The sequence below is a fragment of the Fictibacillus arsenicus genome (assembly GCF_001999465.1).
Taxonomy (GTDB): Bacteria; Bacillota; Bacilli; order Bacillales; family Fictibacillaceae; genus Fictibacillus; species Fictibacillus arsenicus.
In genome coordinates this window covers 881741-908171 of record NZ_MQMF01000002.1, presented here as the reverse complement: position 1 = coordinate 908171, position 26431 = coordinate 881741, and the positions used below count along the sequence as shown (strand labels likewise).

General features: G+C 39.1%; 29 protein-coding genes. 17 read left to right on the top strand and 12 right to left on the bottom strand.

Annotated elements, in window-relative coordinates:
- Positions 1 to 57: 57 nt before the first annotated feature.
- From UN64_RS11860 to UN64_RS11800, 12 genes are all read left to right on the top strand, one after another.
- Positions 58 to 1275: an MFS transporter gene (locus UN64_RS11860; RefSeq protein ID WP_077362922.1), complete on the top strand. Its 1218-nt coding sequence runs from the start codon at positions 58 to 60 to the stop codon at positions 1273 to 1275.
- A 317-nt stretch (positions 1276 to 1592) separates the two neighbouring features.
- Positions 1593 to 2147 carry a bifunctional transcriptional activator/DNA repair enzyme AdaA gene (locus UN64_RS11850; protein WP_077363754.1) on the top strand — a complete coding sequence of 185 codons (555 nt, stop codon included), beginning with the start codon at positions 1593 to 1595 and terminating at the stop codon, positions 2145 to 2147.
- 1 nt (position 2148) lies between these two features.
- On the top strand, positions 2149 to 3057 hold the full coding sequence (locus UN64_RS11845; RefSeq protein WP_077362918.1) for a DNA-3-methyladenine glycosylase family protein: 909 nt from the start codon (positions 2149 to 2151) through the stop codon (positions 3055 to 3057).
- Positions 3050 to 3535, top strand: coding sequence for a methylated-DNA--[protein]-cysteine S-methyltransferase (locus UN64_RS11840; protein WP_077362916.1), 486 nt, complete (start codon positions 3050 to 3052; stop codon positions 3533 to 3535). Before UN64_RS11845 ends, UN64_RS11840 begins: the two co-directional genes overlap by 8 nt.
- Before the next feature lie 192 nt (positions 3536 to 3727).
- Positions 3728 to 4267: a hypothetical protein gene (locus UN64_RS11835; RefSeq protein ID WP_077362914.1), complete on the top strand. Its 540-nt coding sequence runs from the start codon at positions 3728 to 3730 to the stop codon at positions 4265 to 4267.
- A 68-nt stretch (positions 4268 to 4335) separates the two neighbouring features.
- The gene (locus UN64_RS11830) at positions 4336 to 4854 is read left to right on the top strand and encodes a GNAT family N-acetyltransferase (protein ID WP_077362912.1); all 519 of its coding nucleotides are present in this window, start codon (positions 4336 to 4338) and stop codon (positions 4852 to 4854) included.
- A 61-nt stretch (positions 4855 to 4915) separates the two neighbouring features.
- On the top strand, positions 4916 to 5425 hold the full coding sequence (locus tag UN64_RS11825) for a DUF1572 family protein (RefSeq protein ID WP_077362910.1): 510 nt from the start codon (positions 4916 to 4918) through the stop codon (positions 5423 to 5425).
- A 294-nt stretch (positions 5426 to 5719) separates the two neighbouring features.
- Entirely contained in the window at positions 5720 to 6730 is a 1011-nt protein-coding gene (locus UN64_RS11820; protein ID WP_077362908.1) for a phosphotransferase enzyme family protein, read from the top strand.
- Positions 6727 to 7284: a cysteine hydrolase family protein gene (locus UN64_RS11815; protein ID WP_077362906.1), complete on the top strand. Its 558-nt coding sequence runs from the start codon at positions 6727 to 6729 to the stop codon at positions 7282 to 7284. The genes UN64_RS11820 and UN64_RS11815 overlap by 4 nt, the downstream gene beginning before the upstream one ends.
- An 81-nt stretch (positions 7285 to 7365) precedes the next feature.
- Positions 7366 to 7839, top strand: coding sequence for a DinB family protein (locus UN64_RS11810; protein WP_077362904.1), 474 nt, complete (start codon positions 7366 to 7368; stop codon positions 7837 to 7839).
- 194 nt (positions 7840 to 8033) lie between these two features.
- Positions 8034 to 10346 carry an RNA polymerase recycling motor HelD gene (gene helD / locus UN64_RS11805; protein WP_077362902.1) on the top strand — a complete coding sequence of 771 codons (2313 nt, stop codon included), beginning with the start codon at positions 8034 to 8036 and terminating at the stop codon, positions 10344 to 10346.
- Between the two features lie 334 nt (positions 10347 to 10680).
- Complete coding sequence (locus tag UN64_RS11800) at positions 10681 to 11127, top strand: DUF4385 domain-containing protein (RefSeq protein WP_077363752.1); 447 nt, start codon at positions 10681 to 10683, stop codon at positions 11125 to 11127.
- A gap of 28 nt (positions 11128 to 11155) precedes the next feature.
- On the opposite strand, the gene UN64_RS11795 is transcribed toward UN64_RS11800, so the two are convergent.
- The 4 genes from UN64_RS11795 to UN64_RS11780 form a co-directional block, all read right to left on the bottom strand.
- Positions 11156 to 11341: a hypothetical protein gene (locus UN64_RS11795; protein WP_077362900.1), complete on the bottom strand. Its 186-nt coding sequence runs from the start codon at positions 11339 to 11341 to the stop codon at positions 11156 to 11158.
- A 108-nt stretch (positions 11342 to 11449) separates the two neighbouring features.
- The gene (locus UN64_RS11790; RefSeq protein WP_077362898.1) at positions 11450 to 12004 is read right to left on the bottom strand and encodes a hypothetical protein; all 555 of its coding nucleotides are present in this window, start codon (positions 12002 to 12004) and stop codon (positions 11450 to 11452) included.
- A 190-nt stretch (positions 12005 to 12194) separates the two neighbouring features.
- Positions 12195 to 12569: a hypothetical protein gene (locus tag UN64_RS11785; protein ID WP_077362896.1), complete on the bottom strand. Its 375-nt coding sequence runs from the start codon at positions 12567 to 12569 to the stop codon at positions 12195 to 12197.
- Between the two features lie 17 nt (positions 12570 to 12586).
- Entirely contained in the window at positions 12587 to 13051 is a 465-nt protein-coding gene (locus tag UN64_RS11780; RefSeq protein WP_077362894.1) for a GNAT family N-acetyltransferase, read from the bottom strand.
- A gap of 174 nt (positions 13052 to 13225) precedes the next feature.
- Here UN64_RS11780 and hmpA point away from each other — a divergent pair, with 174 nt between their 5' ends.
- Positions 13226 to 14452 carry an NO-inducible flavohemoprotein gene (gene hmpA, locus UN64_RS11775; protein WP_077362892.1) on the top strand — a complete coding sequence of 409 codons (1227 nt, stop codon included), beginning with the start codon at positions 13226 to 13228 and terminating at the stop codon, positions 14450 to 14452.
- 41 nt (positions 14453 to 14493) lie between these two features.
- On the opposite strand, the gene UN64_RS11770 is transcribed toward hmpA, so the two are convergent.
- The gene (locus tag UN64_RS11770) at positions 14494 to 14826 is read right to left on the bottom strand and encodes a hypothetical protein (protein WP_077362890.1); all 333 of its coding nucleotides are present in this window, start codon (positions 14824 to 14826) and stop codon (positions 14494 to 14496) included.
- 118 nt (positions 14827 to 14944) lie between these two features.
- Here UN64_RS11770 and UN64_RS11765 point away from each other — a divergent pair, with 118 nt between their 5' ends.
- Entirely contained in the window at positions 14945 to 15424 is a 480-nt protein-coding gene (locus UN64_RS11765) for a hypothetical protein (RefSeq protein WP_077362888.1), read from the top strand.
- Between the two features lie 163 nt (positions 15425 to 15587).
- Here UN64_RS11765 and UN64_RS11760 read toward each other — a convergent pair whose 3' ends face one another.
- On the bottom strand, positions 15588 to 15911 hold the full coding sequence (locus UN64_RS11760) for a hypothetical protein (RefSeq protein ID WP_077362886.1): 324 nt from the start codon (positions 15909 to 15911) through the stop codon (positions 15588 to 15590).
- A 142-nt stretch (positions 15912 to 16053) separates the two neighbouring features.
- Between UN64_RS11760 and UN64_RS11755 the strand changes: the two genes are divergently transcribed.
- On the top strand, positions 16054 to 16545 hold the full coding sequence (locus UN64_RS11755; RefSeq protein ID WP_077362884.1) for a lactoylglutathione lyase family protein: 492 nt from the start codon (positions 16054 to 16056) through the stop codon (positions 16543 to 16545).
- Between the two features lie 336 nt (positions 16546 to 16881).
- On the opposite strand, the gene UN64_RS11750 is transcribed toward UN64_RS11755, so the two are convergent.
- Genes UN64_RS11750 through UN64_RS11740 form a run of 3 tightly spaced genes read right to left on the bottom strand, consistent with a single transcriptional unit; the run spans position 16882 to position 18576 of the window.
- Positions 16882 to 17400 carry a DinB family protein gene (locus tag UN64_RS11750; protein ID WP_077362882.1) on the bottom strand — a complete coding sequence of 173 codons (519 nt, stop codon included), beginning with the start codon at positions 17398 to 17400 and terminating at the stop codon, positions 16882 to 16884.
- 17 nt (positions 17401 to 17417) lie between these two features.
- On the bottom strand, positions 17418 to 18059 hold the full coding sequence (locus UN64_RS11745) for an alpha/beta family hydrolase (protein ID WP_077362880.1): 642 nt from the start codon (positions 18057 to 18059) through the stop codon (positions 17418 to 17420).
- 37 nt (positions 18060 to 18096) lie between these two features.
- A complete protein-coding gene (locus UN64_RS11740; protein WP_077362878.1) occupies positions 18097 to 18576 on the bottom strand; it encodes a GyrI-like domain-containing protein in 480 nt (159 codons plus the stop codon).
- Positions 18577 to 18834: 258 nt separating this feature from the next.
- On the opposite strand from UN64_RS11740, the gene UN64_RS11735 reads away from it, so the two are divergent.
- The gene (locus UN64_RS11735; protein ID WP_077362876.1) at positions 18835 to 20187 is read left to right on the top strand and encodes a glucoamylase family protein; all 1353 of its coding nucleotides are present in this window, start codon (positions 18835 to 18837) and stop codon (positions 20185 to 20187) included.
- A 307-nt stretch (positions 20188 to 20494) separates the two neighbouring features.
- On the opposite strand, the gene UN64_RS11730 is transcribed toward UN64_RS11735, so the two are convergent.
- The 3 genes from UN64_RS11730 to UN64_RS11720 all read right to left on the bottom strand — a co-directional run bounded on the left by UN64_RS11730 (position 20495) and on the right by UN64_RS11720 (position 23579).
- Complete coding sequence (locus UN64_RS11730; protein ID WP_077362874.1) at positions 20495 to 21337, bottom strand: carbohydrate ABC transporter permease; 843 nt, start codon at positions 21335 to 21337, stop codon at positions 20495 to 20497.
- A 16-nt stretch (positions 21338 to 21353) separates the two neighbouring features.
- Positions 21354 to 22238, bottom strand: coding sequence for a carbohydrate ABC transporter permease (locus UN64_RS11725; RefSeq protein WP_077362872.1), 885 nt, complete (start codon positions 22236 to 22238; stop codon positions 21354 to 21356).
- Between the two features lie 90 nt (positions 22239 to 22328).
- The gene (locus tag UN64_RS11720) at positions 22329 to 23579 is read right to left on the bottom strand and encodes a sugar ABC transporter substrate-binding protein (protein ID WP_077362870.1); all 1251 of its coding nucleotides are present in this window, start codon (positions 23577 to 23579) and stop codon (positions 22329 to 22331) included.
- A 672-nt stretch (positions 23580 to 24251) separates the two neighbouring features.
- Between UN64_RS11720 and bglX the strand changes: the two genes are divergently transcribed.
- On the top strand, positions 24252 to 26417 hold the full coding sequence (bglX, locus tag UN64_RS11715; protein WP_077362868.1) for a beta-glucosidase BglX: 2166 nt from the start codon (positions 24252 to 24254) through the stop codon (positions 26415 to 26417).
- Positions 26418 to 26431 lie beyond the last annotated feature (14 nt).

The window sequence follows — 26431 nt, the reverse complement described above, 5'->3', positions numbered from 1 at the left end:
ACTTTTAAAAGAGGTATTGCATAACTGTTTCGGTGGGGCTGAGAGGGGTAAGTAATCATGTGGAGAAACCGGAATTTTTTAATCTTGATGTTTGGTCTGGCAGTATCAAGTACTGGATTGTGGGTAGGAATTATCGGCAATCTTGAATTTTTGCAAAAGAATGTAGAGTCATCGTTCTTGCAAGCTCTCATTATTTTAGCGGGATTTCTTGTAGGAATCTTTCTTGCACCGATGGCGGGCAGGATTATAGACCGCAGCAATAAGAGGAAAATCCTTATTTATGCTGGGTTTGCGAGATGCGCTGCTATCTTTTTTATGTATCTAGCGATCGCTTATAACAATGTTTGGTGGATGGTTGTCTATACGCTCGTAATTGGGATATCAGGCACTTTTTCACAGCCTGCGATGCAGACAATGCTTCCTTTAATCGTGAAAAAAGAGGAATTATTAGATGCAAATGGCGTAAACATGAATATTTTTACGGCATCTCGGATCGTGGGAACAGCGCTCGGCGGTGTTATGCTCGTTGGAATGTCGCTATTTGCTGTATACACGGTAACGCTAGTTTCTTATGTTATCCTTTTGATTTCAACGTTCTTTTTGAATGTAGAAGAAAAGCCGAAAGAAACAGATAGGACCGGCCGTAAGGAAAACTTCTTCAGAACGCTTGCTGAGCTTTACCCGATCGTGAAGAAGCAGCCGAAAGTGGTTTATGGAATCTTTTTATTGCTTCCTGCTTATTTATTTTTATCAGGATTTAATCTGATGGTTATTGAAATCAGTGACTTTCAGGATAATCCAGGGATAAAAGGAATTCTTTATACGACAGAAGGAGTTTGTGTATTCATCGGAACGTTTTTGTCTAAGAAGTTCTTCCGTGATAATCCAAAGCTTTCATATATGTTCGCGATTACCTTTATCATCGCAACCGCACATATATCTTTGTACTTAGCAGATCATCCGGTCATGTCGGTTCTGTCATTCGGACTGTTTGGTCTCGCTGCTGGAACACTTTTTCCGGTTGTTACAACGATTTTTCAAACGGATGTACCATCTGAGTATCATGGAAGGTTCTTCTCCATCAAAGGGATGGTCGATAATATTATCTTCCAGGCATTGATGCTTTTAACAGGGTTGTTCCTGGATACGATTGGCTTCTTCAACATGGTGATCGGTTTTGGAATCACGTCGTTCATTATCGCATCTGTCATTCTTCTACAATATATGGCTAAGGGGAACCGTAATAAAAGAGGACCTATTGCTGTAACTAAATAATAATTCATTTAAGAGGGCGGCTTTGTACCACTCTCTTTTTATATGGCTCTTTTCTAAATGATTGTTGCTTCAAACATCATTTTTTCTTCTGTGACAGTTGATTGGAGTGCAAGGTGTAAGACTCCTGCCCCGCGGAAAGCGAGCACCTGGAACGGAAATCAACCACTTTCAATAACAAAAACGTTTACGAAAACAGACTTTTATTTTGAAAATAATCCGACCATAACAGCAAGATTGAGGACGATTTTCCGTTTTGATATTGATAAAATTAAAGAAAAGCGGCAGGGGTGGAGGGATAAGGTTTGAAGCATGTAAAAATGTCTTTTGATGAAAAGTGGAATAAGATCATGGAATGTGATAGGTCTTATGATGGATTGTTCTATACTGCTGTTAAATCAACCAAGATATTTTGCCGGCCATCTTGCCGGTCACGCAAACCGAAAAAAGTAAATGTAACGTTTTATGAGACTATATCTGAATGCATAGAGGCAGGTTATAGAGCTTGCAAGAGATGCCAGCCGGAAATTGAACACTGTCCGCAGATTGATCTCGTAAGAAAAGCTGCCGGCTTTATGGTAAACCACCTTAATGAAAAGATTGTACTGCAGGATATTGCTGAACATATCGGTGTCAGTCCTTTTTATTTGGAGCGGCTTTTTAAAGAAGAGATGAAAGAAACACCGCGTGAATATTTAGAGAAGATCCGTATCCATAAAGCAGCTTTTCTCTTAAAGAACTCATATAGAACAAACTTAGAAATCTGTTATGAGGCCGGATTTCGGAGTCCCTCTAATTTTTACAAAGCTTTTCGCAGAGTGGAAAATTGTTCGCCAAGCTACTACCGAAAATCTTTCAGGATCAAGGAGTCATAGAATGCAATGGAGTGATCATGGCAGCTTTTTAAAATTACTGCTTCCAGAGGAGTTTAGCTTTAACGAATGCCTTGTTTTTCTAGGGAGGTCAGATCTTGAACTGCTACACCAAATTCAGGACAAGCATCTTATGAAGCTGGTTAGAATAAATGACGAAGAGGTCCTTATGAAGATTAGTAGTGAGGATAATAGTCTCATAGTGAAGTTTTGTCTTGGACAGCCAACTAATGTAATCAAGGAGCAAGCTGCCAAATATATTTCTGAATGGTTTGACCTTGAGCGAAATCTTTCCGATTTTTATCAGATGACTAATCAGGATAATATTTTACAGCCGCTCGCTATTAAGTATTACGGCTTGCGCATGATCGGCATTCCAGATTTATTTGAAGCGATTACGTGGGCAATTATGGGTCAGCAGATCAATCTAAAGTTTGCTTACACACTTAAAAAACGCTTTATTGAACACTTTGGAGAAAAACGGGATTATGAGGAAACATCTTATTGGCTTTATCCCACACCTGAAAAGATCGCAAATCTTCATGCAGACGATTTAAGAAAACTGCAATTTACAAGCCGCAAAGCTGAGTATGTGATCGGTGCTGCAAAAGAGATGGCATCAGGTAGGTTATCGAAAGAGATGCTGCTGAATATCCGGGATCCAAAGAAACAACATGAAACCCTTTTATCGTTAAAAGGAGTTGGAGCATGGACAGCAGACTACGTTATGATGAAATGCCTGCTGGAGACAACTGCTTTTCCAGTTGCTGACGTTGGCATTCATAATGCGTTAAAAGTACAGTTGAATCTGGCTATCAAACCGAAACAAGTTGAAATCATAGAATTGGCGAAAAACTGGAGGGGCTGGGAAGCTTATGCCACGTTTTATCTTTGGAGGTCTTTGTATGAATAAGGTATTCAAGCTAGACTATCAATCTCCAATTGGAGTTATTGAGATCATTGGCAGCGAAGAATGTATACAATCTATTATGTTTGTTGACAGAGATTCAGCGATGGAACATCAGCCTGACGTTCCAAAGATTTTAAGAGATTGCTATGATCAGCTCGACGAATATTTTAAAGGGGAGCGTAAAATATTTACATTTCCTTATGAACAAAAGGGAACTTTATTTCAACAAAGCGTCTGGAATGAGCTTATTAAAGTTCCCTTTGCAGAGTCGGCATCTTACCGTAACATCGCATCCTCTCTTCAAAATGAGAAAGCGATCAGAGCGGTTGGAAACGCGAACGGTAAAAATAAGTTAAGCATCGTCATACCTTGTCATAGAATAATAGGTTCCAATGGAAGTTTAACGGGGTATGCAGGGGGGCTTTGGAGAAAAGAATGGCTGTTGAATCATGAGAAGGAGATTAAGAAGAGGAATAGATAATTATAGTGATAAAACTTTTATATACGATTCAAGATTATTTAAAATAATCCGATAATTCAATCATATTAAGGCTTAAGAATTAATTTGCAGTTTTTTAAAAAAATGAAAACATTTTAATTTACAATATTAAGAAAAAGTATTAAAATGAGAAAGTTCCAAAAAATAGAAATATAGATATAGGGGGCATTCTCAATGAAAAAATTTTTAGCAGTAACAGCAGCTGCAGTTCTTGCGCTTAGCGTAGGTTGCAGCAAGGAAGAAGAAAAGCCGAAAGAAGAAGCAAAACCAGCGGCAGCTACAGAGAAAAAGGAAAATGATAATACAGAAAAAATCACTCTTCTTAACTTTGAAGGGGAACTGATGCAGCAGCTTAGAGAGTATCATGCAGCATTCAATGCATATGCGGCAGGTGCAGCGAAAGAAGGCGAAGAAGCACTTCCGAAAGAAGAGCTTGACCAGCTTAAAGCAGATGCAAAAGCAGCTGGAGAAAAAGCTGTAGCTGAAATTCCATCCGTTAAAGTTCCAACTGAATTATCAGAAGATAACCAAGCAACGATTAAAGGTGCTTTAGAAGAGCTGAAGAAGTCATATGAAGCAAAAGTTGCTGGTTTAGAAGACGAAGCGAAAGCGGCAGAAGCTGACGAGTTGTTCACAGCTTTTGAAGAGAAGTTAAACACGATTCATGAAGATTTGAAATTAATTCCTGGAAAATTCATCAACGAACTACAATAATAGAAGTAACTGGACTGCTGTCTCACTTGAGAGAGCAGTTCTTTCTGTCTAAAGGAGGTTATATTGTCATGATACGAATCAGAACAGAAAGAAACGGAGACCAAAAAGCGATCACCCAAATAAACGATTTGGCTTTTAAAGGTGACAATGAATCGAGATTAGTAAATGCGATTAGGAATTCAGATTTGTTCGTGCCAGAGCTTTCCTTAGTCGCTGAAAGTGATGGGGAGCTGATCGGACATATTCTTTTTAGTATCGTTCACATTAAATCAGGGAAGGATGAAATCCCGACTTTGGCACTTGCTCCTATGGCCGTCGTTCCTGAACACCAGAACAGAGGTGTAGGTTCATTGTTAGTAGAGGAGGGGCTAAAGAGGGCGAAGGATCAAGGGTTCGAGAATGTGGTAGTGTTAGGTCATCCAGAATTTTATCCGAAGTTTGGATTTATACCAGCATCAACTAAAGAAATTGAAGCGCCATTTCCAGTTCCTGATGAAGTTTTCATGGCCTTAGAGATAAAAGAAGGGTCTTTAGACCAGATTAAAGGAAAAATTGTATATCCGCCAGCTTTTGATACGGTCTCATAGGACTTTTAAGAAAAGAGCAGAAATAGAATAAGAGATTCTACCTGTAAAGGAGTTGTGTAGTATGAGTCTTGCGAAAACGGATGTATCTTCTGAATATATGCGTTCTGTTAAAGCGCGTTTTCTGGATGCGAAAAACTATGCGGAAAAGACGTTTGAGCATCTTCCGGAAGAACAATTATTTTGGTACCCGAATGAAGATTCCAACAGTGTTGCCGTAATCGTTAAGCACATGAGCGGAAATATGATCTCCAGATGGACAGACATTTTTGACACGGACGGAGAAAAACCTGACCGTAACCGTGACGGTGAATTTGAGAACACGATTTCTAACCGCGAGGAAATGAAAGTGGTGTGGAACAAAGGATGGGAAGTGTTCTTTGGAACACTAGACAGGTTGAAAGAAGAAGATCTTCTTCGTAAAATCTATATCCGAAATGAGCCTCACTCTGTAATGGATGCAATCGAGCGCCAGATGTATCACTATTCGTATCACATCGGACAGATTGTTTATATTGCGAAAATGCTTAAGTCGGATGAATGGAAAACATTAACGATACCTAGAAAAAAATAATAGGAATTTTATCAAACATGGTTTATACTGGAAATATCAAATGAAAGGGGTGATGACAAAATGATTAAGAAATTCAATAAGAACAGTCATATCTTGTCCTCGCCCAACGGTTATAAAAAATAAACATTTAATTGGTGTGCTCTGGTTTAGTATGACTTCCAGGGGCTTTTCTGATTAAAAAAACTTTAAAGCCAAACGGGCATCCTGCTCATTTGGCTTTTTCTTTTGCAGAGATCTCTGGCTTATTGAAAGGTTTTAGATAAAAAAATCTAATACAAGAGGTGCAATAAGCAAATGATGAAACTTAGTACAATGTTGAAAGTGGCAAGCACGGTAGACTGTGAATGGCGCAGTTCTATAGCAGAGAAAATCCTTGAGCATTGGGATTATGATGAAAGAAGTGTTTATGCTTTTCGTTACAGTGCGAACTTTATTTTCGTTTTTAAGAATGATGGAGAGACTCATTTTTTGCGTTTTAATGAGGTTTCAGAGAGAGTACTTTCATTACTTGAAGCAGAAATGGAAATCTTAGATTATTTAGATGGAACATCGTTGCGTACAGTGAGACCGGTTAAATCGTTGAACGGAAAAAAGGTAGAGCGTGTGGAAGCGGAGAACGGAATTTATTACGCTTCTGTATTTAAAGCTCTTCCTGGTAAGCAGTTTGAGATAAATGAGCTTAAACAGGATCAGTTTTTTATATGGGGAAAAACACTCGGGAAGCTTCACGATACGATGAAAAAATGCGATAAATCTGTTCATTTTAACCGGTTGAGCTGGAAGGATCATCTAAACAGTGCAGAAAACTTTCTTCCGATGCATGAGACTGCTGCGAAAAAAGAGCTTGCCTATCTCGTTAACTGGGCAGAAGCATTGCCGGTTACTCAAGAAAATTTCGGTTTGATTCATTATGATTTTGAATTAGATAATCAGTGCTGGGAAGATAACGTGGCAGGAATACTCGATTTTGATGATTGTGCCTATTATTGGTATGCCGCTGATATCGCTTTTGCATTAAGAGATCTTGATGATCAAAAGATGACGAACCCTTTGTTTGCTGAATTCGTTAATGGATATGAAAGCGAAACGACCTTGGATTCTGATTTAGTAGAGCAGTTACCGATGTTTAATAGACTTCATGATCTTACGATGTTTGTCAAATTACTTCGTTCAGTTGATATTTCAGATTCCGCTGATCATCCGGATTGGATGTCGAATTTAAGAAAAAAGCTGGTTGAAAAGATAGAGAAATATCGTTCTTCCTTTGAACGATTACATGTTAATAATAAGGAGTTGTTAAAATGAAAAATGCACTATTAGTTATAGATGCTCAACAGGAACTGATCGATGGGAATAAAGAAGAACAAGCCGTTTTTAACCAAGATCAGCTAAAAAAGAATATTAACCTAGTAATTAAACAAGGGATGGATGCGGGAGCGGAGATCATATTTGTAAGAGATCTAGACGTTGCAGAAGGTGAGGGGAAAGGTTTCGAAGTTCATTCGGAAATCCATGTACCTGAAGGAGCAGCATTTTTTAATAAAAAAGCCACAAATGCATTTTACGGTACTTCTCTATTAGAAGATTTAAAAGAAAAAGAAATTAGTCATGTCGTGATTATGGGATGCAAAACAGAGCATTGCATCGATACTGCCGTAAGAATGGCGACAGTAAACGGACTCGATGTAACATTAGTCGGCGATGGTCACTCAACGACAGACTCTGCAGTGTTAAAAGCCCAACAAATCATCGAACATCATAATAAAATCCTTCATGGCCATTATAACGTTGACCACTTCTCGGTAGTCAGGAAGGCAAGCGAAGATCTCTTCAGCCCGATTCATAATCAATATCGATGATCATTCTTTTATTAGTCAACTGATTTTTAAGCTTGTATAATTAAAATTGAAAGTGCTTTTAACTTTAAGGGAGGCGTAAAGATGAGTGAATTAACTATTAAGAACTTTGAATTGTCACGAAGCTTTTTCCTGAAACATCTTGGCGAGCTAGACACAGAAACGGCTGAAGTTCAGCCTGAAGGATTTAACAACAATATCCTTTGGCATGTCGGTCATGTTTTAACAACAGCTGAATATTTTATGTTTGGATATCCGGAAAAATCAAATCACCTTCCATTTAATTACATCGATCTATTTAACAGAGGAACAAGTCCTGCTGACTGGAAAAGTGAAGTGCCATCCCTCTCTGAACTAACAGTACAACTAAAGGACCAAATGGCTCGTATAAAAGAGATCCCAGAAGATCGTTTACAAGAAAAGTTAGAGAAACAATTTTTCGACTTTAAAACGTTCGGTGAATTGGTGAATTTCGCTGTGTTCCATGAAACGTATCACCTTGGACAGATGCATGCGATGAAGAAAGTGATTGAAAAATCAAAGGTGCAACAAGGCTAAATATAAGAAAAGAGTGGTTCCTGAAATGGAAGCCACTCTTTTTGTGTAATAAACTATGTACTTTTAGCACAAGATTATGCTATTATATAAAAGACGCGCATTAATTAATTTAGTGTGTATAATAACCCTTAATTATATTATATAACAAAATGGAAAAGCGTGTCAACAGAAAATTTATTTTAGGGAGAGATCGGATGACGACATGGAATCGGGAGCAGCAGAATGAACAAGAACGAGTAGATGAAGTAATAAAGGAACTCTCTACAGCTACTTCTAAACTTCAAGAGCATTTAGGCGGAAAACGATCTGATGTGGTCCAAATCCGAAAAAACTTTTGGTCTGACGTTACCGTGAACCTAGATGATCCTGATGATGCCATTGAAACAGCGGCAAGTATCAAACAGCAATCTGAATTGTTATCTGAGATCGAGAGAAGTCATATCTCAGCGGAAAGCCGATTAAAAACATACGAAAAACTGAAGAACTCACCTTACTTTGGAAGAATTGATTTTAATGAAATTGGTGAAAGTGAAACAGAAAAAGTCTATCTTGGTATTGCTTCTTATTATGATGAAGAGACAAGTGAATTTTTGGTTCATGACTGGAGAGCACCGATATCAAGCTTGTATTATGATCACTCGCTCGGAAATGCGAGTTATAGAGCGCCGAGTGGAACGATAAAAGGTGACTTAGAATTAAAGCGACAATTTATTATAAAAAATGGCCAGATTCAGGGGATGTTTGACACAGGGGAAGCGATTGGCGATGAACTTCTTCAGCAAGTCCTTGGCAATCAGGCGAATACACAAATGAAAAGTATAGTAGCTACCATTCAAAAAGAACAGAATGCCATTATCCGAAACACGGAAAGTGATTTGCTTATCGTACAAGGAGCAGCTGGCTGCGGGAAAACTTCTGCTGCATTGCAGCGTGTTGCCTATCTTTTATACAGAGACAGGGAAACCTTACAATCCCATCATATTGTCCTTTTTTCTCCAAACAACATGTTCAATAGCTATGTCGCAAACGTTCTTCCTGAACTTGGAGAAGAAAACATGGAGCAGACCACTTTCCAAGCTTATATTGATCATCATTTAGCTAAGGAGTTTTCTGTTGAAACGCCATTCGAACAAATGGAGGCTATTCTTTCCGGTGATGGTGAATCTTCACGGATTGAAGGGATCAAATTTAAAGCGTCCGTTGACTTCTTAGATGCGATCCATCAATATGTTGAAAAGCTAAGTGAATCTGGTATGCAATTTTCAGATGTTAAGTTCCGGGATAAAACAGTGATTAGAGCGAAACAGATCAGTGAGTACTTTTATTCATTGGACTCACGTGAAACGATTCCATATCGTATGAAACAAACATCTCAATGGATTTTAAATGAATTGAAACTAGCTGAAAGAAAAGAACGCAAGAAACCATGGGTCGAAAAGGAGATTCAGTTTTTAGATAAGTCGGTCTACACGAAGCTCTATGAACAGCTGCAAAAAAGAAACAAATATGATGCTGATTCTTTTAACGATTTGGCGAGTGAACAGAAGGTCCTGTCAGCATATGTAACAAGACTGGCGTTTAAGTCGCTTCGAAAATCAGTTGAAGAATGTACTTTTTTAGACATGAAGAGTTTATATGCTAAGCTGTTTCAGAAAAATAATAAATTATTGTCAGAGTTCGATGTATGTAGTGAAATCTGCAATCAAACGTTATTTAATCTGAAACAAAACCATTTCGCGAATGAAGATGCGACACCATTTCTATACGTAAAAGAATTGTTGATCGGATTTCAATCGAATGCAGCTGTCAGGCATGTTTTCATTGATGAAGCTCAAGATTTTTCGCCATTTCAATTTGCGTTCATCCAACGTATTTTTCCGAGAGCGAGCTTAACTGTACTCGGTGATCTAAATCAATCCATCTATGCACATGCTTCAGATCATTCATTTTCAATACTGGAGAAATTATTAAACAAGAAGCATTCGGAAACGATTACGCTTACGAGAAGCTATCGTTCTACAAAAGAGATCGTAGAGTTTACAAAAAGTCTTTTAAAAGATGAGAGCGGAATCATCCCGTTTAACAGACCCGGAGAAAAGCCATCTGTTGTTAAGGCGGATGGAGAAGAGCAGATTCATGAGGAATTAGAAAGCCTTATTAATTCATGGCTGAAACAAGGCCATGAAACGATCGCTGTCATTTGCAGGACTGCCAAAGAAAGTTTAAATGTATATGAGAAACTAAAATCGAAGTTAGATCTACGACTAATGATTAATGAGGATGCAGCATTTCAAAAAGGCATAATTATCATCCCTTCTTATTTGGCTAAGGGGATAGAGTTTGATGCCGCAGCTATTTACGACGCTTCAGGCTATCAAAAGGAACAAGAGCGAAAACTTTTTTATACAGTCTGTACACGTGCTATGCATGAGTTGACCGTGTTTTACAAAGGTTCACCTTGCCCCTTTATTAAAGAAGCTTCGAAGACTCTATATAAAATCAATTAACCATTACAAAAATTCGCTGTTCTGACGAACAGCGGATTTTTTATTTGACTCTTTTCTATAGGCTCTTTTTTAAAAAACTGTTGCTTTTGACTTTTTCTATTCTCATCTTTTGCAAGTTGATTGGAGCGCAAGGTGCGAGACTCCTACGGGACGAGCGGTCAGGTGGAGACTCCTAATGGCGCAAAGCTGCAGGAGGTTCACCGCACGCCCCGTGGAAAGCGAGCAACCTGGAGCTGAAATCAACTACTTTCAAAAGCTGCAATGTATGCGAAAACAGCCTTTTATTTTGAATTTTTTGAAATGGGGTAAGGATAAGAAAGAAGGAGGGAAATCTGTGCCATTTGATTATGACCTTGATTTTGAACATATCGATTTTAGAAAGAACCCGGAAAAATATAGAGTTGGCCGGGGAGAACAAGGAGTACTTCTTGTAGAGCCCTATAAAAGCGAGATTCTTCCTCATTGGCGTTTTAAAACACCAGACGAAGCTAAGAAGTCATCAGAGAAAATTTACGAACAATTCCTAGAGTACAAAAAGAATAAAGATTTTGTAGGCGCGGATATGACAAGGAAGTTTTTACAGATGGGTTATACCCGTGCACGGCGATACACCAATTACAAGGGTGGCAGAAAATATGATGAAAACGGCGAGGTAATTGAGAGACAGATCGATCCAGTTAAAGCAAAATCAGCTGCCATCTTTGAAGAGAAGTGGAAACTCGCCAGAACAGATGAAGAGTATTTGAAGATGAAAAAGGCACATCAAAAAGAGTTTGGATAAACACCTCTATTCTCGTTAGAGGTGTTTGTTATTGTTCTCCGCCACCACCAATTCCGCCGCCTCCGCTTGTAAACCGGTCACCCATCTGGTAGTTTGAATGTTCACCTGGCTTTGCGGAAGAATGATGGGAATGATTGTTGTTCTTTTTGCGCCGCCAATCTACTAAGAAAGCAAACAATAGAATGAACCCAATAAATAGAAAGAACCAAATCATGACAGACCTCCTTAAAATATTCATACTAATAAGCTATGGCTATCAACGTGAGGTATTCGATATTGTTTTTAAAAAAATGAAAGCAAAGACTTTTCACTCATGATGTCTTTACTGTCGGCTTTTTCCCTCTAATTCTGTTTCAACTTTAAATATCCGTTTATTTAACACTTGAGCTGTATCATCAAAGTGATGAATAATCTTGTCTGTATAATCTCCCATACTTGTGATGACATTTGTGTTAAGTCTATCAAGCTTGTTTTCAATTCGCTTTTGCCCAGCAATCAAAATGAATTGTTGTTTCTTGAATTCTTCTTGATTAGAAGCAAAAGTGTTCATACGTTTATTGAAATCCTCTTGATTAAAAGAAAAAGTGTCTTGATTAGAAGCGAGGGTACCTAGACGATTGCTGAACTCTTCTTGTTTAGAAGTAAATGTTCCAAGACGATTACTGAATTCTTCCTGATTAGAAGCCAAAGTGTCTTGATTAGAAGCAAGATTGCCTAGACGATTGCTGAACTCTTCTTGTTTAGAAGCAAAAGTATCCATCCGTTTGGAGAAATCTTCTTGTTTAGTAGATAAAGCACCTTGAACATTTTTTATATCGCCAATATCAATTCGAATTTCTTTCATTTCGGTAAGGATCAGTTTTAGAATTTCTTCCATCTCAAATAGCTCCTTGTCAATAAAAAAATAGTATTTTCAGTATAACACCTGTTACTTTTTTATTGAGTACCTAAAATGCAGAAAATGTATGGTAATGATTGCAAGTTTGGACTTTACCAGATGTTGTGATTTGCTTAAAAAGGAGTCTTTTTTTAGTGATTTCGGCAAAGGGACACAAATAATAATTTTTTTACTGTTTTATTGTTGTATGCTCTGAAACAAACTCTCCAAACAAAATATGATCAAGGGGGGCAACATGAGCAACAAACTGGTTTAATAGCTCGTTCACTTCTTCGTCAGAATCAAAGTCTTCCATTGTGATACGGGCATGTTCCTCTGATTGGAAGCGCAGCAGTCCTATCCAAAGTTCCTCTTCCTCTTGTAAATCGAGTTTTTCAGGAATTAATGATATTCCATAGTTTTTTGAAGAGGGGGATAATCTAAAGATTTGCTCTGTCACTCCTCCGTATTCCTGAAATTTTTTATTTGTTTTCGCTGATATCTCCAGGAACTTTTCTTTTGCTTCAGGTCTGATTTTATAAAGATAGACAAGCAGATGTGCCATAACCTTACCTCCTCATTTTAAATAAGTTCTTTATATACAACTTCGCGATTAATTAAGAATCCCGCTTTTTTATAGAAGTTTCTCGCAATCGTATTGTCAATCCAATAATCAAGTTCGATCTTGGTAACACCGAGTTGTTTTCCTAGTTGCTCGATATATTCTAAGACTTGTGAACCAGCTCCGTTGTTGCTGCTGTTTTTCTCTATGCTGATCTGATGGATATATAAGGATTTGGAAGCTTTTTTAAAAGGTGTCTCTGCTGAATCACGAAGGGTCATCCATACATAACCGATTGGGCTTGAATCTTCTATTACAAGTAAAAATTTTTGGTTAGGATCCTTCATGATTTCTTTATAAAAATGTCGGATTGGTTCATAGTTATAAGGTGTAAAGTACTCAGGGAAAAGTTCAACGTGTACATCCTGGACGTTTTTATTTAGTTTTGCTACTAATTCATAATCTTGTGTTTGAATGATTTCCATAAGAGTTTTCCTTTCAAGCGCTTAATGGCTTTTTCCAATTTTATCATATTAAGTAGTGCAGCTAACACCTAATTTTGTTCACAAAACGTCCAAAGGAATTGTGATTTAAATCACATTCCTTCCTCTCGAATTCTTTTACGATAGAGTTGTAAAAAGAACTGAGGGGGAATTGACATGTTACAAGCAAGAACGATTGAGATCATTAAGTCAACCGTACCTGTATTAGAAGTCCACGGAGAAGCAATTACTTCCCGTTTTTATCAACTGCTCTTTACGAAGCATCCAGAACTTTTAAATATTTTTAACCACGCAAATCAGAAAAAAGGACGCCAGCAAGCAGCACTTGCAAATGCTGTTTATGCTGCAGCTGCCAACATTGATAAGCTTGAAATGATCATTCCAGTTGTAAAGCAGATCGCTCACAAACACAGAAGTTTAGGAGTAAAACCAGACCATTATTCAGTTGTTGGCGAAAACTTACTGCAAGCAATAAAAGATGTATTAGGTGATGCTGCAACAGACGAAATTATCAACGCTTGGGCCGAAGCATACGGCGTGATCGCTGATGCATTTATCGGAGTTGAGCGTGGCATGTATGAAGCAGCAGAACAGCAAAAAGGCGGATGGGAAGGATTCAGAGCATTTGTTGTTGCGGACAAAGTAGAGGAAAGCAGTGTGATCACATCCTTCTACTTAAAACCTCAAGATGGCGGCCCAATCGCCGAATTCAATCCTGGACAATACGTAAGTGTAAGAATGGAGATTCCAGGTGAAACGAACACACATATCCGCCAGTACAGTTTATCTGACGCGCCAGGAAAAGAGCATTATAGAATTTCTGTAAAAAAAGAAGCAGGCTTAAATTCTCCAGACGGTATTGTATCTGTTTATTTACATGAAGGTGTAAAAGCGGGAGATGTTCTATATTTAAGTGCACCAGCAGGAGATTTTTACTTAAACACGGAGAGTAAGAAACCAGCCGTTCTGATCAGTGGAGGTGTTGGTCTCACTCCAATGGTAAGTATGTTGAAAACAGCGGCAGAAAAACAGCCTGAGCGTGAAGTGACTTTCATTCATGCGGCAATCAACGGCCAGACACATGCATTAAAGAATGAAGTCAAAAAAGTGGCAGAGAATGCTGAGAACATCTCAACTTATTTTGTTTATGAAAAACCATTAGAAGATGACTTCGGATACGATCAGACGGGTTATATTGATGAAGAATGGCTTCGTCAAGTGCTGCCATTAAATAAAGAAGCAGAATATTACTTTTGCGGCCCTGTTCCATTTATGAAGGCAATCAATCATGCACTTCGAGAGTTAAACATAAAGAAGGAAAATATTAATTTTGAATTCTTTGGACCTGCAAGTGATTTGGAAAAAGAAAAAGTAAACGCATAAAATTGACGAAACACCTTCCTCATTTGAATGGAAGGTGTTTTTTATGTTGAGATCCAGTGCTGAAAGCTTAGTAATAAAGCTTTTCTTTTATACAACAGTAAGGTTAACAATAGAAGTAAACTTAAAGCAGTTATTCCTGCTCCTAGATATATTCCACCGAGCGTAAAATAAATGCTGACCTTTGGCGCGAAAAAAATCCATCCTACGATGCCGAGGACCCCAACGCATAGATTCAACATCAAGCTTATAAAAAAATGAGGGACAACCATCCCTGTATACTTTACCATAAATGCAGCATATTTGTAGCTGATAGGCAATCCGGAAAGTAAGAATAATGTATAGAAAATAATGTTTAAATCTGCTTCACTGAGCAAGAAATCACTCCTTTTGTATTCTATTTATTCCACTTTCGAGAGGAACATTCCTCTCTGTTTTTCTAAAGTGAAACGCATTTGGAAATGATATCGTCTAACGATAAAAGGGGTGCTGAGAATGAAGATTAGATTTTTATTATTCTGTACGCTGGTATGTTCAACGATTCTGTTTACAGGTTGTTCTGCCAAAAAAGAACCTATTGATGGGAAAGTTTCTGGTGCGGTGTTTGAGAAAGTGCATTCATTGATCGGGAGTCAGCCATTAGGTTTTGATTTAAAGAATACGAGTATTGACTGGGTGGAGGATTCGTATAATGAAATTCAAACATTAGCTGATCCTTGGCTTGAAACGTTATCACCAGCATATGAAATAGACAAATTTACATTGGGAAAGTATATCCATATTTATTACAGCAATCCTTATAATAAGAATGAAAACCTCGACTTATTCATACCGTATCCGAACGATAGAGAAGCTCATAAAAACATAATCCTTAAAGGGAAAGACAACGGAACGACGAAATACTATGTGTTTGAGGGCGGGGAGAAGGAAACGGCCGCTTTAGTAGCCTGGATGAAAGATCATGAACCGAATTAAGGGGCTGTCCCAAAAGTAAGGTAAACTTACTTTTGGCAGCCCCAATTTTTTTATTTTTACAATATAAAAAAATATAGACCCTTGATTTGCACCTTATCAGGAATTTTAGATAACTTACATCTTAGAATTAGGATGTTCTCGAGAAAGGTCTCCTTTTTCTTCTTTATACAGAGTATAGAGCAAAGTTAGGAAACGGATGATTCGCTTCAACTAACGACGAGAGGCTTTTGATTTCTGCAATTTCCATAATTTCATTCCAAACCTTCATTACGTTTCGGGATTCGTGAGCAGCATCTTTCGCATGCTCAGATCTCCACTCAAAAATCTCAATGACTGTGCCATCAGATGCTATAGCACGGATAGGTTCACGCTGAGTAATAAGCTTTTCTGCTTCTAGCGTTTTAATATGGTTCTTTAAGACTTCATTCAGCTGTTCTTCTTTTCCCTCATGTGGCTGGTAGAGCGCCATTGTTATTAGTTCAGACATCGCGTTTCCTCCTATAATAAGGCTGATTTCTTTAATGGTTGTTTATTCTTATTTTATCATAGGGAACATGTCTTAAAGAGGGTTAATAAGCCTGTCTGAGGTGAAGACTGTTTTACAGACTAGCCATAAAAGGAGAGATAAGATGAGATACCCGCGTTCTTTTTCCCATATCGGACTATCAGTACCTGATGTAGAAAAAGCAGTGAAATTTTATGAAGATGTAATGGGCTGGTATACAATTATGCAGCCGACCATAGTAGAAGAAGATGACAGTCCGATCGGTGAAATGTGTACGGACGTATTCGGTCCCGGCTGGAAGAAGTTTCGAATCGCCCACATGGCGACATCCGATAAGATCGGAATTGAGTTGTTTGAATTTGAAAACAATGAAAAGCCTGAGAATAACTTTGAATATTGGAAAACAGGAATCTTCCATTATTGCGTGCAGGATCCAGATGTTGAAGGACTTGTAGAAAAAATCGTTGCGCATGGCGGAAAGCAACGAATGCCGATCCGCGAATACTATCCAGGAGAAAAACCGTATCGGATGGTGTATTGTGAAGATCCTTTCGGCAACTTAGTTGAGATCTATAGCCATAGCTATGAGCTGACCTATTCGGATGGTGCTTATTAGGCAGAAAAAAGGATGATTCCGGCTGGAGTCATCCTCTTTTTTGTAAACAAGACTTGTAAGTAGTGGTGCTGTCTTTGAGGAAAAGACATAACACGTAATTGTGTCTAGTAAAAAGACAGATTTGAATGGAAAAAGTTTTTTACAGGACAAATTAAAATTATTACAGGGTAAATTGAATTAATTCCACGGTAAATCGAATTAATTCCACGGATAGAGCTAATAATTCCACACATAAATTTATTTATAGAAATTTCGACAAAAACAGGCTATCTCAATAAAAAAATGACTCATGCCTTTTGGGTTATAAAAAACGCTGCCACATGGACAGCGTTTTTCTTACTTCAAAATACTTAAATAAGCTTGCCACGGCCCAACGTCTTCTTTATAACGTTTTGCCATAATTCTTGTAATCTGGGAGATGTGCGTTAAGTCATGAACGGCCCAAGTCGAGAGTAATTCTCTTAATCTAACAGGTCCGAATTCTGGGTGCCTGGCCGTTTGTTCAAAATCTGTCACGCTGCTAAGCTGATTTCTCAGTTTTATAAGACTTTCTTCACGGCATTGTTTAAACTCCATCAATAGCTGCTCTATGTTCTTTTCACTTTTAGATAAATGCGCAAAACGATCAAAGGGTGGAAAGGTATAGTCCTCGCCTTTTGTCAGAATCATATTCATACGCGGAATCCAGTTCACCTTTTCACCTTCAATAAGGTGAGCTACAACCTCGAGGGTATTCCATGTGCCACTGCCTTCATTGCAAGTTAACCAATCAGGAGAAAGGCCAGTTAAAAGAGAAGAGAGCGTTTCAGGTGTACGTTCCAATAGCTCAATAGCTTCATTGATTTTGAAATTCATAGAAGGTGTCCTTTCTATTAAAATTCATTGATCATTTTTACAACTCTTTTTACTAAGTCAATCGAATCGAGTGTTTGACCGTCTATCTCTAAAGCATGATTCGCCTCCGGGGGAATAAAGTAATTTATGTTTTTATTCGTCTGTAATTGTTCTAAGCTTTCTTGATTGTAGAAAGAATCCTTGTCTCCGATCATACATAATCCCTTGTTTTGACTGTTTAACATTGTCTCGAAAATGTTTTTCTCTTTCAAATGTGGTGTTAACCAAACCGTTTTAGCGTTTTGCAAAGAGTGAAAATTTAAAGCTTCTGGCATCGCCAAACATCCAAAGGATTTACCTACAAGGTAATAAGATTTAAAATCTGCATCACGTAAAGTTTCATGTAGCACTGTCATCACATCTGTTGCTAATGCACTTTTTAAATCTTCATATGTAAAATGGTCATACAGATCTGTGTGGTACTCATAGTTTATATGCAGGACGTTATAACCCCTATTTAAATATGCTCCTGTGGCGAAGTGGAGTATAGGTGATTTAACGGTATAGCCCATGCCTGGAAGAATGATTGCCAGTCCTTTTGGGTTTTCAGTCTTATTTAAAAACGCATAGGGAACTTTCATTTCTTTGTAGCCTTTTACAATTCCTTCACGTACATTCATTCCTGTCTTTTGCCCCCATTCGTTAAAAAAATATTAATTATAATATCGTATCGAAGAGCTGAACCTTTAGCTGATCTTTGTTCTTATAATCAAGAAACCGTTCGATATGCCATTTGTTAAGTGACCTTGTGTAGTTATTTTTCATAATCCATTCATGAAGTTTTTCATAACTTTTTCTGATGTCATGGTTAGATCCTTCATGCGTGATCATTGCATATGTTTGCTGCGGAACAGTGAGAGAGGTCATGTCTTTCGGAATGTCCTCATATTTATCGACTTGAACGCAAACCCAATAACCATCTTCATTTTCAGAATCGGCATCCACCATAAAAGCTCCGATTTGCTGATCAGGTGAGATGACGTGTTTAATGTCCATTATCCGATCTTTTAATGAGAGAGATGCTTTTAGAATCTCATTTATGTATTGATCAGCATCACAAAGAACTCGAAAGCCAACTAACTTTAATTCTTCTAATTGTTGAATGCATATTCTATCTTGAAGTATATTACCGTTCATAAAAAAACTCCTTTCAAAGGTCTGCTATTCTCTTCTATAAAAAAGACTCTCATCCTTTATTTTCCTTATGAAAGCTTAACTTAAGATTTTCCTTATATTTTCATTTTAATAATCCCTTTTACCTGTAATTGCGAGATTCATATAAACCATATGACCGAATCTTGTGAAATGTACTTATGTTCTTTCTTTGTAAATGTTAAAATGTTGGTGAAACGTTTCGATTGACGATGATTTTAAAACTGAAAGGGGCAGCATTTTATGAAACCAGCAAAGGTAATATGCTTTCTTTTAATGTTTAGTCTTTTTGCGAACTTGTTTGTTACACCGAAAGCTACAGCGGCTGATCTCGGAGAAGACCTTGCTTTTCAGGTTGAATTGAAAGCGATTGCAAAGAAAACGTATAAATTTTATCAGGACCATACAGATCCGGTTACAGGAATGACGTATGACGAAACACGTTATACAGCAGATGGTAAGAAGGATGCGACTCACACATCTCCAACAAACATCGGGATGTACATGATGAGTACGGTTTCTGCTCAGCAGCTAGGAATTATCACGAAGGATGAGGCAGTAAAAAGAATTCAAATAACGCTGAATACACTTGAAAAACTAGAAAAATGGAATGGATTATTTTATAACTGGTACAACACGAAGGATGGATCGCTAAAAACAGACTGGGGGCAATTTATCTCTCAAGTAGATAACGGCTGGCTGTCTGCTGGATTAATTGTTGTCGGACAAGCCTACGATGAACTTAATCCTCAAACGAGCAAGCTGGTTGAGAACATGAATTACACGACTTTGTACGATTCTGAAGTTGGTCAGTTCCGCGGTGGATATGATGTTGCTCAAGGTAAGCTGACGGATCATCATTACGGATTGTTCAATACTGAACCGCGTGTCGCGAGCTATATCTCGATCGGAAAAGGTGATGTTCCAAGTGAGCACTGGTGGAAGATGTACCGTACGATGCCGGCAAGCTGGGATTGGCAGGCTCAAATTCCAGAGGGACATGATGCTGTTTATGATGGAGTTACTGTATTTGAAGGGCATTATGAATACAACGGAGTAAAGTTTGTACCGAGCTGGGGTGGAAGCATGTTCGAAAGCCTTATGCCGGGAATCGTTTTAAAAGAGAAAGACCTAGGGAAGAACGCTCTCGGATTGAACAATGCACGTCACGTTGAGCTTCAGCAGGCATTTGCAGAAGAAAAAGGATATCCAGCTTGGGGATTCTCGCCGGCAGCAACACCTGACGGATACAGTGAATTCGCAGCAACGCCACTCGGCACGTCTGGATACAAAGATGGCGCGACAGTAACAGCTCATGCTTCTTTCCTCGCATTGGATTATGATCCAGAAGCAGTTCGTCAAAACATCAAAGCATTAAAAGAGCTAGACACTTACAGTACGTATGGATTCTACGATTCAGTAAACGTCGAAACGGGTGAGATCGCAAAGGCGTATCTTGCACTGGATCAGGGGATGATCATGGTATCGATCGCCAACTATTTAAAAGATGGCGTGGTCCGTGACTACTTTCACCAAGATCCAATCGGTAAAAAGCCAGAAGAATTGCTTGAAAAAGAAGTATTTTCAATTCAATAGATAATGTGAGCACCTGAATCCCGCGTGGATGAGGGTGCTTTTTTATTTAAAATCTCTTGAAGCGGCCGAAGAGTTGAATGCATTTTGCTAATGTTAAAGGAAATTGATCCCGGTTGAGCAAAAAGTGGGGCATTTTGAGTGTAGCTAGCCCAGTTTGAGCGAAACTCAACTACGTTTGAGCCTAGGTTAGAGATTCTGAGCGCAGGTTGGAAATTCTGAGCGAACGTGTAATAAATATAAGAACACGTACCGGTAAAAGGTCCAATATATAAAGGAAGGGCGACATTAAATTAGTCAGCCCTTCTTATTATTTCATACCTGAAATGGTATAGCCTTCGATAATGTGCTTTTGGAAGATGATGAAGATGATTACGATCGGCACGACCATGAAGGTTGAACCCGCCATCTGCAATGCAAAGTTCCCGCCGTATTGTCCTTTTAAAAGACTCAATCCTACAGATAATGTATACAAGCTTTCATCGTTCGCGATGATCAATGGCCATAAGAAGCTGTTCCATCCAGCGATAAAGGTCAGGATTCCCTGCACCGCCATAATTGGCTTTGAGATCGGAAGGATAAGCTGCATGAACACGCGGAATTCGCTCGCTCCATCTAATCGAGCAGCTTCAAGCAGCTCGTCAGGAATCGTGGACATAAACTGTCTGAACAAGAAGATGCTGAATGCGCCGACTAAACCGGGCAACACTACACCAGTCATCGTGTTCGTTAACCCCATCTGGTTGAGGATCAAGTAAACAGGGATCATCGTAACCTGTCCAGGAATCATCATTGTCGCAAGCACAAGATAGAAGAGCTTGTCCCGGCCTTTGAACTTATACTTTGCAAAAGCATATCCAGCCATCGCGTTAAAGAAAAGTCCGACGAAAGAACAGAGGACAACGATAATTGTATTTTTTAAATAAACACCAAAGTTCATGTTCTCAAACAGATAGATGAAGTTTTCCGCTGTAAACGTTTCAGGCCACAATGTCGGTGTGAGCTGAAGGACTTCACTTTCAGGTTTAAAAGCGGAAAGGATCATCCAGATAAACGGAATGGCAACTAGCAATCCGCCAAGTGTTAAAACGATTCCGGCTATCCATTGCTGCATTTTGTAAGCTTTTTTAGCATCAGATACTTTTGTTTTCATGTTCTCACCTCACATCTTAAAAGTCGGTATCTTTCTTTTGCAATCTGAACTGAATCATTGTAATGATGATAATTGCGATAAATAAGACAAATGATCCGGCAGCAGCATAACCGAAGTTGCTTAGCTGGAATCCGTTGCGGTAAATAAATAGTGCAACTGAAGTCGTACTGTCTAATGGTCCGCCTTTTGTCATAACAAATGGTTCTTCGAAAAATTGAATCCAGCCGATCATCGTCGTGATCGATACGAAAAAGATCGCATACCGAAGCAATGGAATCGTAATTTTCGTAAGCTGTTTCCAATTGTTCGCACCATCAAGCTGTGCGGCTTCATAATACGTTTTTGGAATTCCTTGCAATGCAGCGAGGAAGATAATCATATTAACACCGATTGCGCGCCAAACAGCTAAGGCGATCAATGAACCTTTTGCGATCGTTGGATCTTGCAGCCAAGGAATCGCCGGAATGCCGACAAGCCCAAGCAAATAGTTAAACAGTCCGAATTGCGGGTTATAAAGATAAGTCCAAACAACAGCTACAGCGACTACGTTCGTAATTGAAGGCATATAAAAAACGAGTCGAAAAGCTTTGAAAATACGTGCAGTACCAAAGTTGATCAATAGTGCAATTCCAAGTGAACATGCGATTACAAGCGGAACACCGAACACTACATAAAAGATGGTGTTGCCGATCGATTTTAAGAAGATCGGATCTTTAAATATATTTAAATAATTTTCAATTCCTATAAAGCTGATGTTCGAATAATCAGCTAAACCAGCTAGGTCGATATCGGTAAAACTAATCACCAAAGCAACAACAATTGGGAATAGAGAAAATAAGGCCAATAATATCAGAGCCGGTCCTATAAAGAGATAAGGAGTTGTTTTTGAATAGCTTTTCATGTTTTTCACATCCTTCAAAGTTCCCCAAGTCTAACAATAAAAAGGTAACGAGCAGGGTTAGCTGCTCGTTATACCTATATTAAACCGGACTTATTTCTTTAATATCTCTTCTGATTTCTTGTCGAAAGCATCCATTTCTTTTTGAACGTCTGCTCCGCCGCGATAGATTTTCTCAAAGCTCTTCAAGTACGTTTGAGCGATTTCTTCCCATTGTTTAATAACAGGCATCGGCTGGGAGTTTTCCATTTGCTCGCCGAATGCTTTGTAATATTCGTTGCTAGTAAGTGACTCATCTTCCCAAGACTTTTGAGCTGCTGGAAGAGAGTTAGTCATTTCCATCCACTTCAACTGTGTTTCTGGTTTACTCATAAATGCTGCGAATTTCAATGCTTCTTTTTCGTGCTTCGTGTGTTCAAACACAGAAAGGTTAGAACCACCTAATGCTGAGATATTGTTTTCTTTAGCTGGAAGTACAGCTGTTGACCATTTTCCCTTTAAGTCAGGTGCTTGGTCGTTGATCAGCTTGATCATCCATGGACCGCTGATGAACATTGGAAGAATACCGTCTCCACGGAAGCCTTGGATGATATCCATGCCAAGCTCTTCCTTAGGTGCAGCTCCGCTTTCATAAAAGCTGTTCAAATATTCAACTGCTTCAACAAACTTTGGTTCGTTGAATTTAGGTTCGTTGTTTTCACCTAAAAGTTCAGCTCCGTTTTGGCGAGCGAACATGAAAGATAGACTCTGTTCCTTAGCATCAATTGAGATCCCGTATTTTCCTTTGCCACGGTCAGCTAGCTTGTCTGCAGCATCTTTCAGCTCATCCCAAGTCTTTGGAGCTTCATTGAAGCCTGCTTCTTTAAGCAGATCTGTACGGTAGTAAAGTACACGTGTGTCAACGTACCAAGGTACACCAACCATTTTATCTTCGTATTTAGTCGTTTCAACAGAACCTTCAAAGAAGTTTTTCGGATCTAATTCAGGATAATCTTCTACGTGAGGCGTTAAATCTTTTAAAGCTCCTGCTGAAGCGAATTCAGGTATCCATGTTGTTCCCATCTGAAGAACGTCTGGTCCTTTTTTAGATGCAACCGCTGTTAAAAGTTTATCGTGTGCTTGATCCCAAGGAAGAGCTTGCACTTTTACATCGATCTTTGGATTTTCTTTTTCAAATTCTTCTGCGATCTTAGGAAGGGATTTTGCTTCTTCTCCCATACCCCAAACTGTTAAAGTAGTTTTTCCATCGCTTGAATCCTTTGAGCAGCCTGCAAGTGCACCAGAAAGTACTAATGCTCCAACCATTGAAGTAACCATTGACTTCTTAAACCAATGTTTTTTCATGTGTGTTCCCCCTAAATTTGGCTTTTGATCAGCTGTAGAAATAAATTCTCAACTAATTGAAAAAGCAATCTCGTATTATTATTTTCTTTACTTCTTTTGAAAATTATTGTTGAAACGTTTCGATAAGCACATTATAATTCAAGTTGAAATCGTTTTCAACACCAGAATTCAAAAAAATATAGAACTTTCATTATTTGTTGAAAACAAGGGGTTTTTAAGGTGATTCCGATTATATGATAAAGTACGAAGAAATTGACACTCTTGTAAATACATCATATAATCGCCTTGAATTTAATAGAAACGTTTCGATGATATTTAGATTGTGTGCTTTTCTAAAGGGCTGTTATCTAGAGATTGTGCTTATGACCATTTCTTTATTTCTTCCTTGACTAGTTGATTGGAGTGCAAGGTGCGTGCCTACCACCTGAGATGCTTCTCGCAAGGCATGCGACGAGGAAGCTCACTTCGTTAGCATTAACTTGCAGACGCAGGAGCAAGGTGCTTCCTTGAAGCGGGACAGGTGAGACTTCTAATGGCACAGAGCGCCGAGAAGGCTCACCGCACGCCCCGCGGAAAGCGAGCATCCTGGAACGGAAATCAACCACTTCCAAAAGCAACAAAGGATAAGTAATAGCCCTAGATTTTAATAAAACTAATAAGGAGCGCGGGTGAATGAACAATAACCGGATTACATCATTAATAGAAAAAATGACGATTCACGAAAAGATCTCCCAGCTGATTCAGCTTGCCACGCCATTCTATGAAGGCGCTAACAACGGCGGTCAGATTACAGGACCGATGCAGGAACTTGGTATTAAGAAAGAAGATGTCATAAACAGCGGATCAGTATTAGGAGCATCAGGGGCTAAAGAAGTGAGAAGCATCCAGAAAGTCCATTTAGAAGAAAACAGACTTGGCATTCCGCTCTTAATGATGGCGGACATTGTTCATGGCTTCAAAACTATTTTTCCCGTTCCTTTAGCGATCGGCTGTTCATGGGATTTAGAAGCAGCTGAAAAAAGTGCTGAGATCGCTGCAAAAGAAGCATCAGTAAGCGGGGTTCACGTGACGTTTGCTCCGATGGTTGATTTAGTCCGAGACCCGCGCTGGGGAAGAGTCATGGAAAGTACAGGTGAAGATCCATTCCTGAACAGCGAGTTTGCAAGAGCGTTTGTTAGAGGCTTTCAAGGAAAGGACCTTTCAAATGAAACAGACCGTGTAGCAGCATGTGTGAAACACTTCGCAGCATACGGGGCAGCGGAAGGCGGCCGTGATTACAACACAGTAGATATGTCAGTGCGCCAGCTTCGCGAATCATATCTTCCTGCTTATAAAGCTGCACTTGATGAAGGCTGTGAGATGGTGATGACGGCTTTTAACACAGTTGATGGAATTCCAGCGACAGGCAATAAAAGATTGATGCGAGACCTGCTTCGTGAAGAGATGGGCTTCAAGGGTGTATTGATCTCCGACTGGGGAGCTGTGAAAGAACAGATTCCGCACGGTGTAGCGAGAGATGAAAAGGAAGCTGCTGAAAAAGCGATCCAGGCTGGGGTCGATATCGAGATGATGACTTCTTGCTATGCCCATCACTTACAGTCACTTATTGAAGAAGGAAAAGTTGAAGAGAATACAGTTGATGAAGCAGTTTATCGTATTTTAGAGCTGAAAGAAAAGCTTGGACTTTTTGAAAATCCTTATCGCGGTGCAGACGAAGAGCGTGAGAAAGAAATCGTGCTTTCTGAAACACATCGTAAAGCTGCTTACGAACTAGCAGTAAAATCAAGTGTCCTTTTAAAGAATGACGGAATCCTTCCTTTAAATAAAGAAAAGAAAATTGCGCTGATCGGACCTTTTGCAAAAAGCGGGGATATATTAGGACCCTGGTCTTGGTTAGGTTCAAAAGATGAAGCGGTTACTTTATTTGAAGGGATTTCAAAAAAAGTAAGCTCCGAGAATCTTTTAGTTGAACAAGGCTGTGACGTAGAAACAGGATCTGAAGAATTGCTTAATCAAGCGATCTCAACCGCGAAAGAAGCAGATGTCATCGTTCTCGCGCTTGGAGAAGATTCTGAAATGAGCGGTGAAGCAGGATGCCGTGCAGATATTCGATTGCCGGAAATTCAGCTAGAGCTTATTTCAAAAATGAAGAAGCTTGGGAAGCCAGTTGCAGTCGTTTTATTCAACGGCCGTCCGCTAGATCTGACTGGTATCGAAGGACAAGCGGATGCCATTTTAGAAGCTTGGTACCCAGGAACTGAAGGTGGAAATGCTGTGGCAGATCTTCTGTTTGGAGACCAGAATCCTTCTGGGAAACTGACCATGTCGTTTCCATATACAGTCGGACAGGTTCCTGTTTATTACAACAATTTCAATACTGGACGTCCAAAAGGTGCACCTGACGCACAAGTCCGTTATGTCTCTCAATACTTGGACATTCCAAATGAGCCATTATATCCGTTTGGTCATGGATTAAGCTATACGAATTATCAATACAGTGAATTAAACCTTTTATCAAACACGATGACAAAAGAACAATCACTGAATGTCTCTGTAAATATTACGAATTCAGGGGATGTGACTGGTGAAGAGATTGTTCAATTATACGTCCGCGACATTGTTGGTGAAGTGGTTCGCCCATTAAAAGAATTGAAAGCTTTTGAGAAGGTGACACTAGCACCTGGTGAAACAAAAACAGTAGAATTCACGTTGACTGAGGAACAGCTTCGCTATCACCATGCTGACCTTTCTTTTACAAGTGATGCAGGGGAATTTACCGTATTCGTTGGCAGCAGCAGTCGTGATGTATTGAGCGCTGCATTTGAACTTACCAAATAGAGAATTGAGGAGTA

Bases quoted from the DNA above. Each gene is read 5' to 3' on its own strand.
- UN64_RS11860 (WP_077362922.1), top strand. From the start codon at position 58: ATGTGGAGAAACCGGAATTTTTTAATCTTGATGTTTGGTCTGGCAGTA.
- UN64_RS11850 (WP_077363754.1), top strand. From the start codon at position 1,593: ATGTCTTTTGATGAAAAGTGGAATAAGATCATGGAATGTGATAGGTCT.
- UN64_RS11845 (WP_077362918.1), top strand. From the start codon at position 2,149: ATGCAATGGAGTGATCATGGCAGCTTTTTAAAATTACTGCTTCCAGAG.
- UN64_RS11840 (WP_077362916.1), top strand. From the start codon at position 3,050: ATGAATAAGGTATTCAAGCTAGACTATCAATCTCCAATTGGAGTTATT.
- UN64_RS11835 (WP_077362914.1), top strand. From the start codon at position 3,728: ATGAAAAAATTTTTAGCAGTAACAGCAGCTGCAGTTCTTGCGCTTAGC.
- UN64_RS11830 (WP_077362912.1), top strand. From the start codon at position 4,336: ATGATACGAATCAGAACAGAAAGAAACGGAGACCAAAAAGCGATCACC.
- UN64_RS11825 (WP_077362910.1), top strand. From the start codon at position 4,916: ATGAGTCTTGCGAAAACGGATGTATCTTCTGAATATATGCGTTCTGTT.
- UN64_RS11820 (WP_077362908.1), top strand. From the start codon at position 5,720: ATGATGAAACTTAGTACAATGTTGAAAGTGGCAAGCACGGTAGACTGT.
- UN64_RS11815 (WP_077362906.1), top strand. From the start codon at position 6,727: ATGAAAAATGCACTATTAGTTATAGATGCTCAACAGGAACTGATCGAT.
- UN64_RS11810 (WP_077362904.1), top strand. From the start codon at position 7,366: ATGAGTGAATTAACTATTAAGAACTTTGAATTGTCACGAAGCTTTTTC.
- helD (WP_077362902.1), top strand. From the start codon at position 8,034: ATGACGACATGGAATCGGGAGCAGCAGAATGAACAAGAACGAGTAGAT.
- UN64_RS11795 (WP_077362900.1), bottom strand. From the start codon at position 11,341: ATGATTTGGTTCTTTCTATTTATTGGGTTCATTCTATTGTTTGCTTTC.
- UN64_RS11790 (WP_077362898.1), bottom strand. From the start codon at position 12,004: ATGGAAGAAATTCTAAAACTGATCCTTACCGAAATGAAAGAAATTCGA.
- UN64_RS11785 (WP_077362896.1), bottom strand. From the start codon at position 12,569: ATGGCACATCTGCTTGTCTATCTTTATAAAATCAGACCTGAAGCAAAA.
- UN64_RS11780 (WP_077362894.1), bottom strand. From the start codon at position 13,051: ATGGAAATCATTCAAACACAAGATTATGAATTAGTAGCAAAACTAAAT.
- hmpA (WP_077362892.1), top strand. From the start codon at position 13,226: ATGTTACAAGCAAGAACGATTGAGATCATTAAGTCAACCGTACCTGTA.
- UN64_RS11765 (WP_077362888.1), top strand. From the start codon at position 14,945: ATGAAGATTAGATTTTTATTATTCTGTACGCTGGTATGTTCAACGATT.
- UN64_RS11760 (WP_077362886.1), bottom strand. From the start codon at position 15,911: ATGTCTGAACTAATAACAATGGCGCTCTACCAGCCACATGAGGGAAAA.
- UN64_RS11755 (WP_077362884.1), top strand. From the start codon at position 16,054: ATGAGATACCCGCGTTCTTTTTCCCATATCGGACTATCAGTACCTGAT.
- UN64_RS11750 (WP_077362882.1), bottom strand. From the start codon at position 17,400: ATGAATTTCAAAATCAATGAAGCTATTGAGCTATTGGAACGTACACCT.
- UN64_RS11745 (WP_077362880.1), bottom strand. From the start codon at position 18,059: ATGAATGTACGTGAAGGAATTGTAAAAGGCTACAAAGAAATGAAAGTT.
- UN64_RS11740 (WP_077362878.1), bottom strand. From the start codon at position 18,576: ATGAACGGTAATATACTTCAAGATAGAATATGCATTCAACAATTAGAA.
- UN64_RS11735 (WP_077362876.1), top strand. From the start codon at position 18,835: ATGAAACCAGCAAAGGTAATATGCTTTCTTTTAATGTTTAGTCTTTTT.
- UN64_RS11730 (WP_077362874.1), bottom strand. From the start codon at position 21,337: ATGAAAACAAAAGTATCTGATGCTAAAAAAGCTTACAAAATGCAGCAA.
- UN64_RS11725 (WP_077362872.1), bottom strand. From the start codon at position 22,238: ATGAAAAGCTATTCAAAAACAACTCCTTATCTCTTTATAGGACCGGCT.
- UN64_RS11720 (WP_077362870.1), bottom strand. From the start codon at position 23,579: ATGAAAAAACATTGGTTTAAGAAGTCAATGGTTACTTCAATGGTTGGA.
- bglX (WP_077362868.1), top strand. From the start codon at position 24,252: ATGAACAATAACCGGATTACATCATTAATAGAAAAAATGACGATTCAC.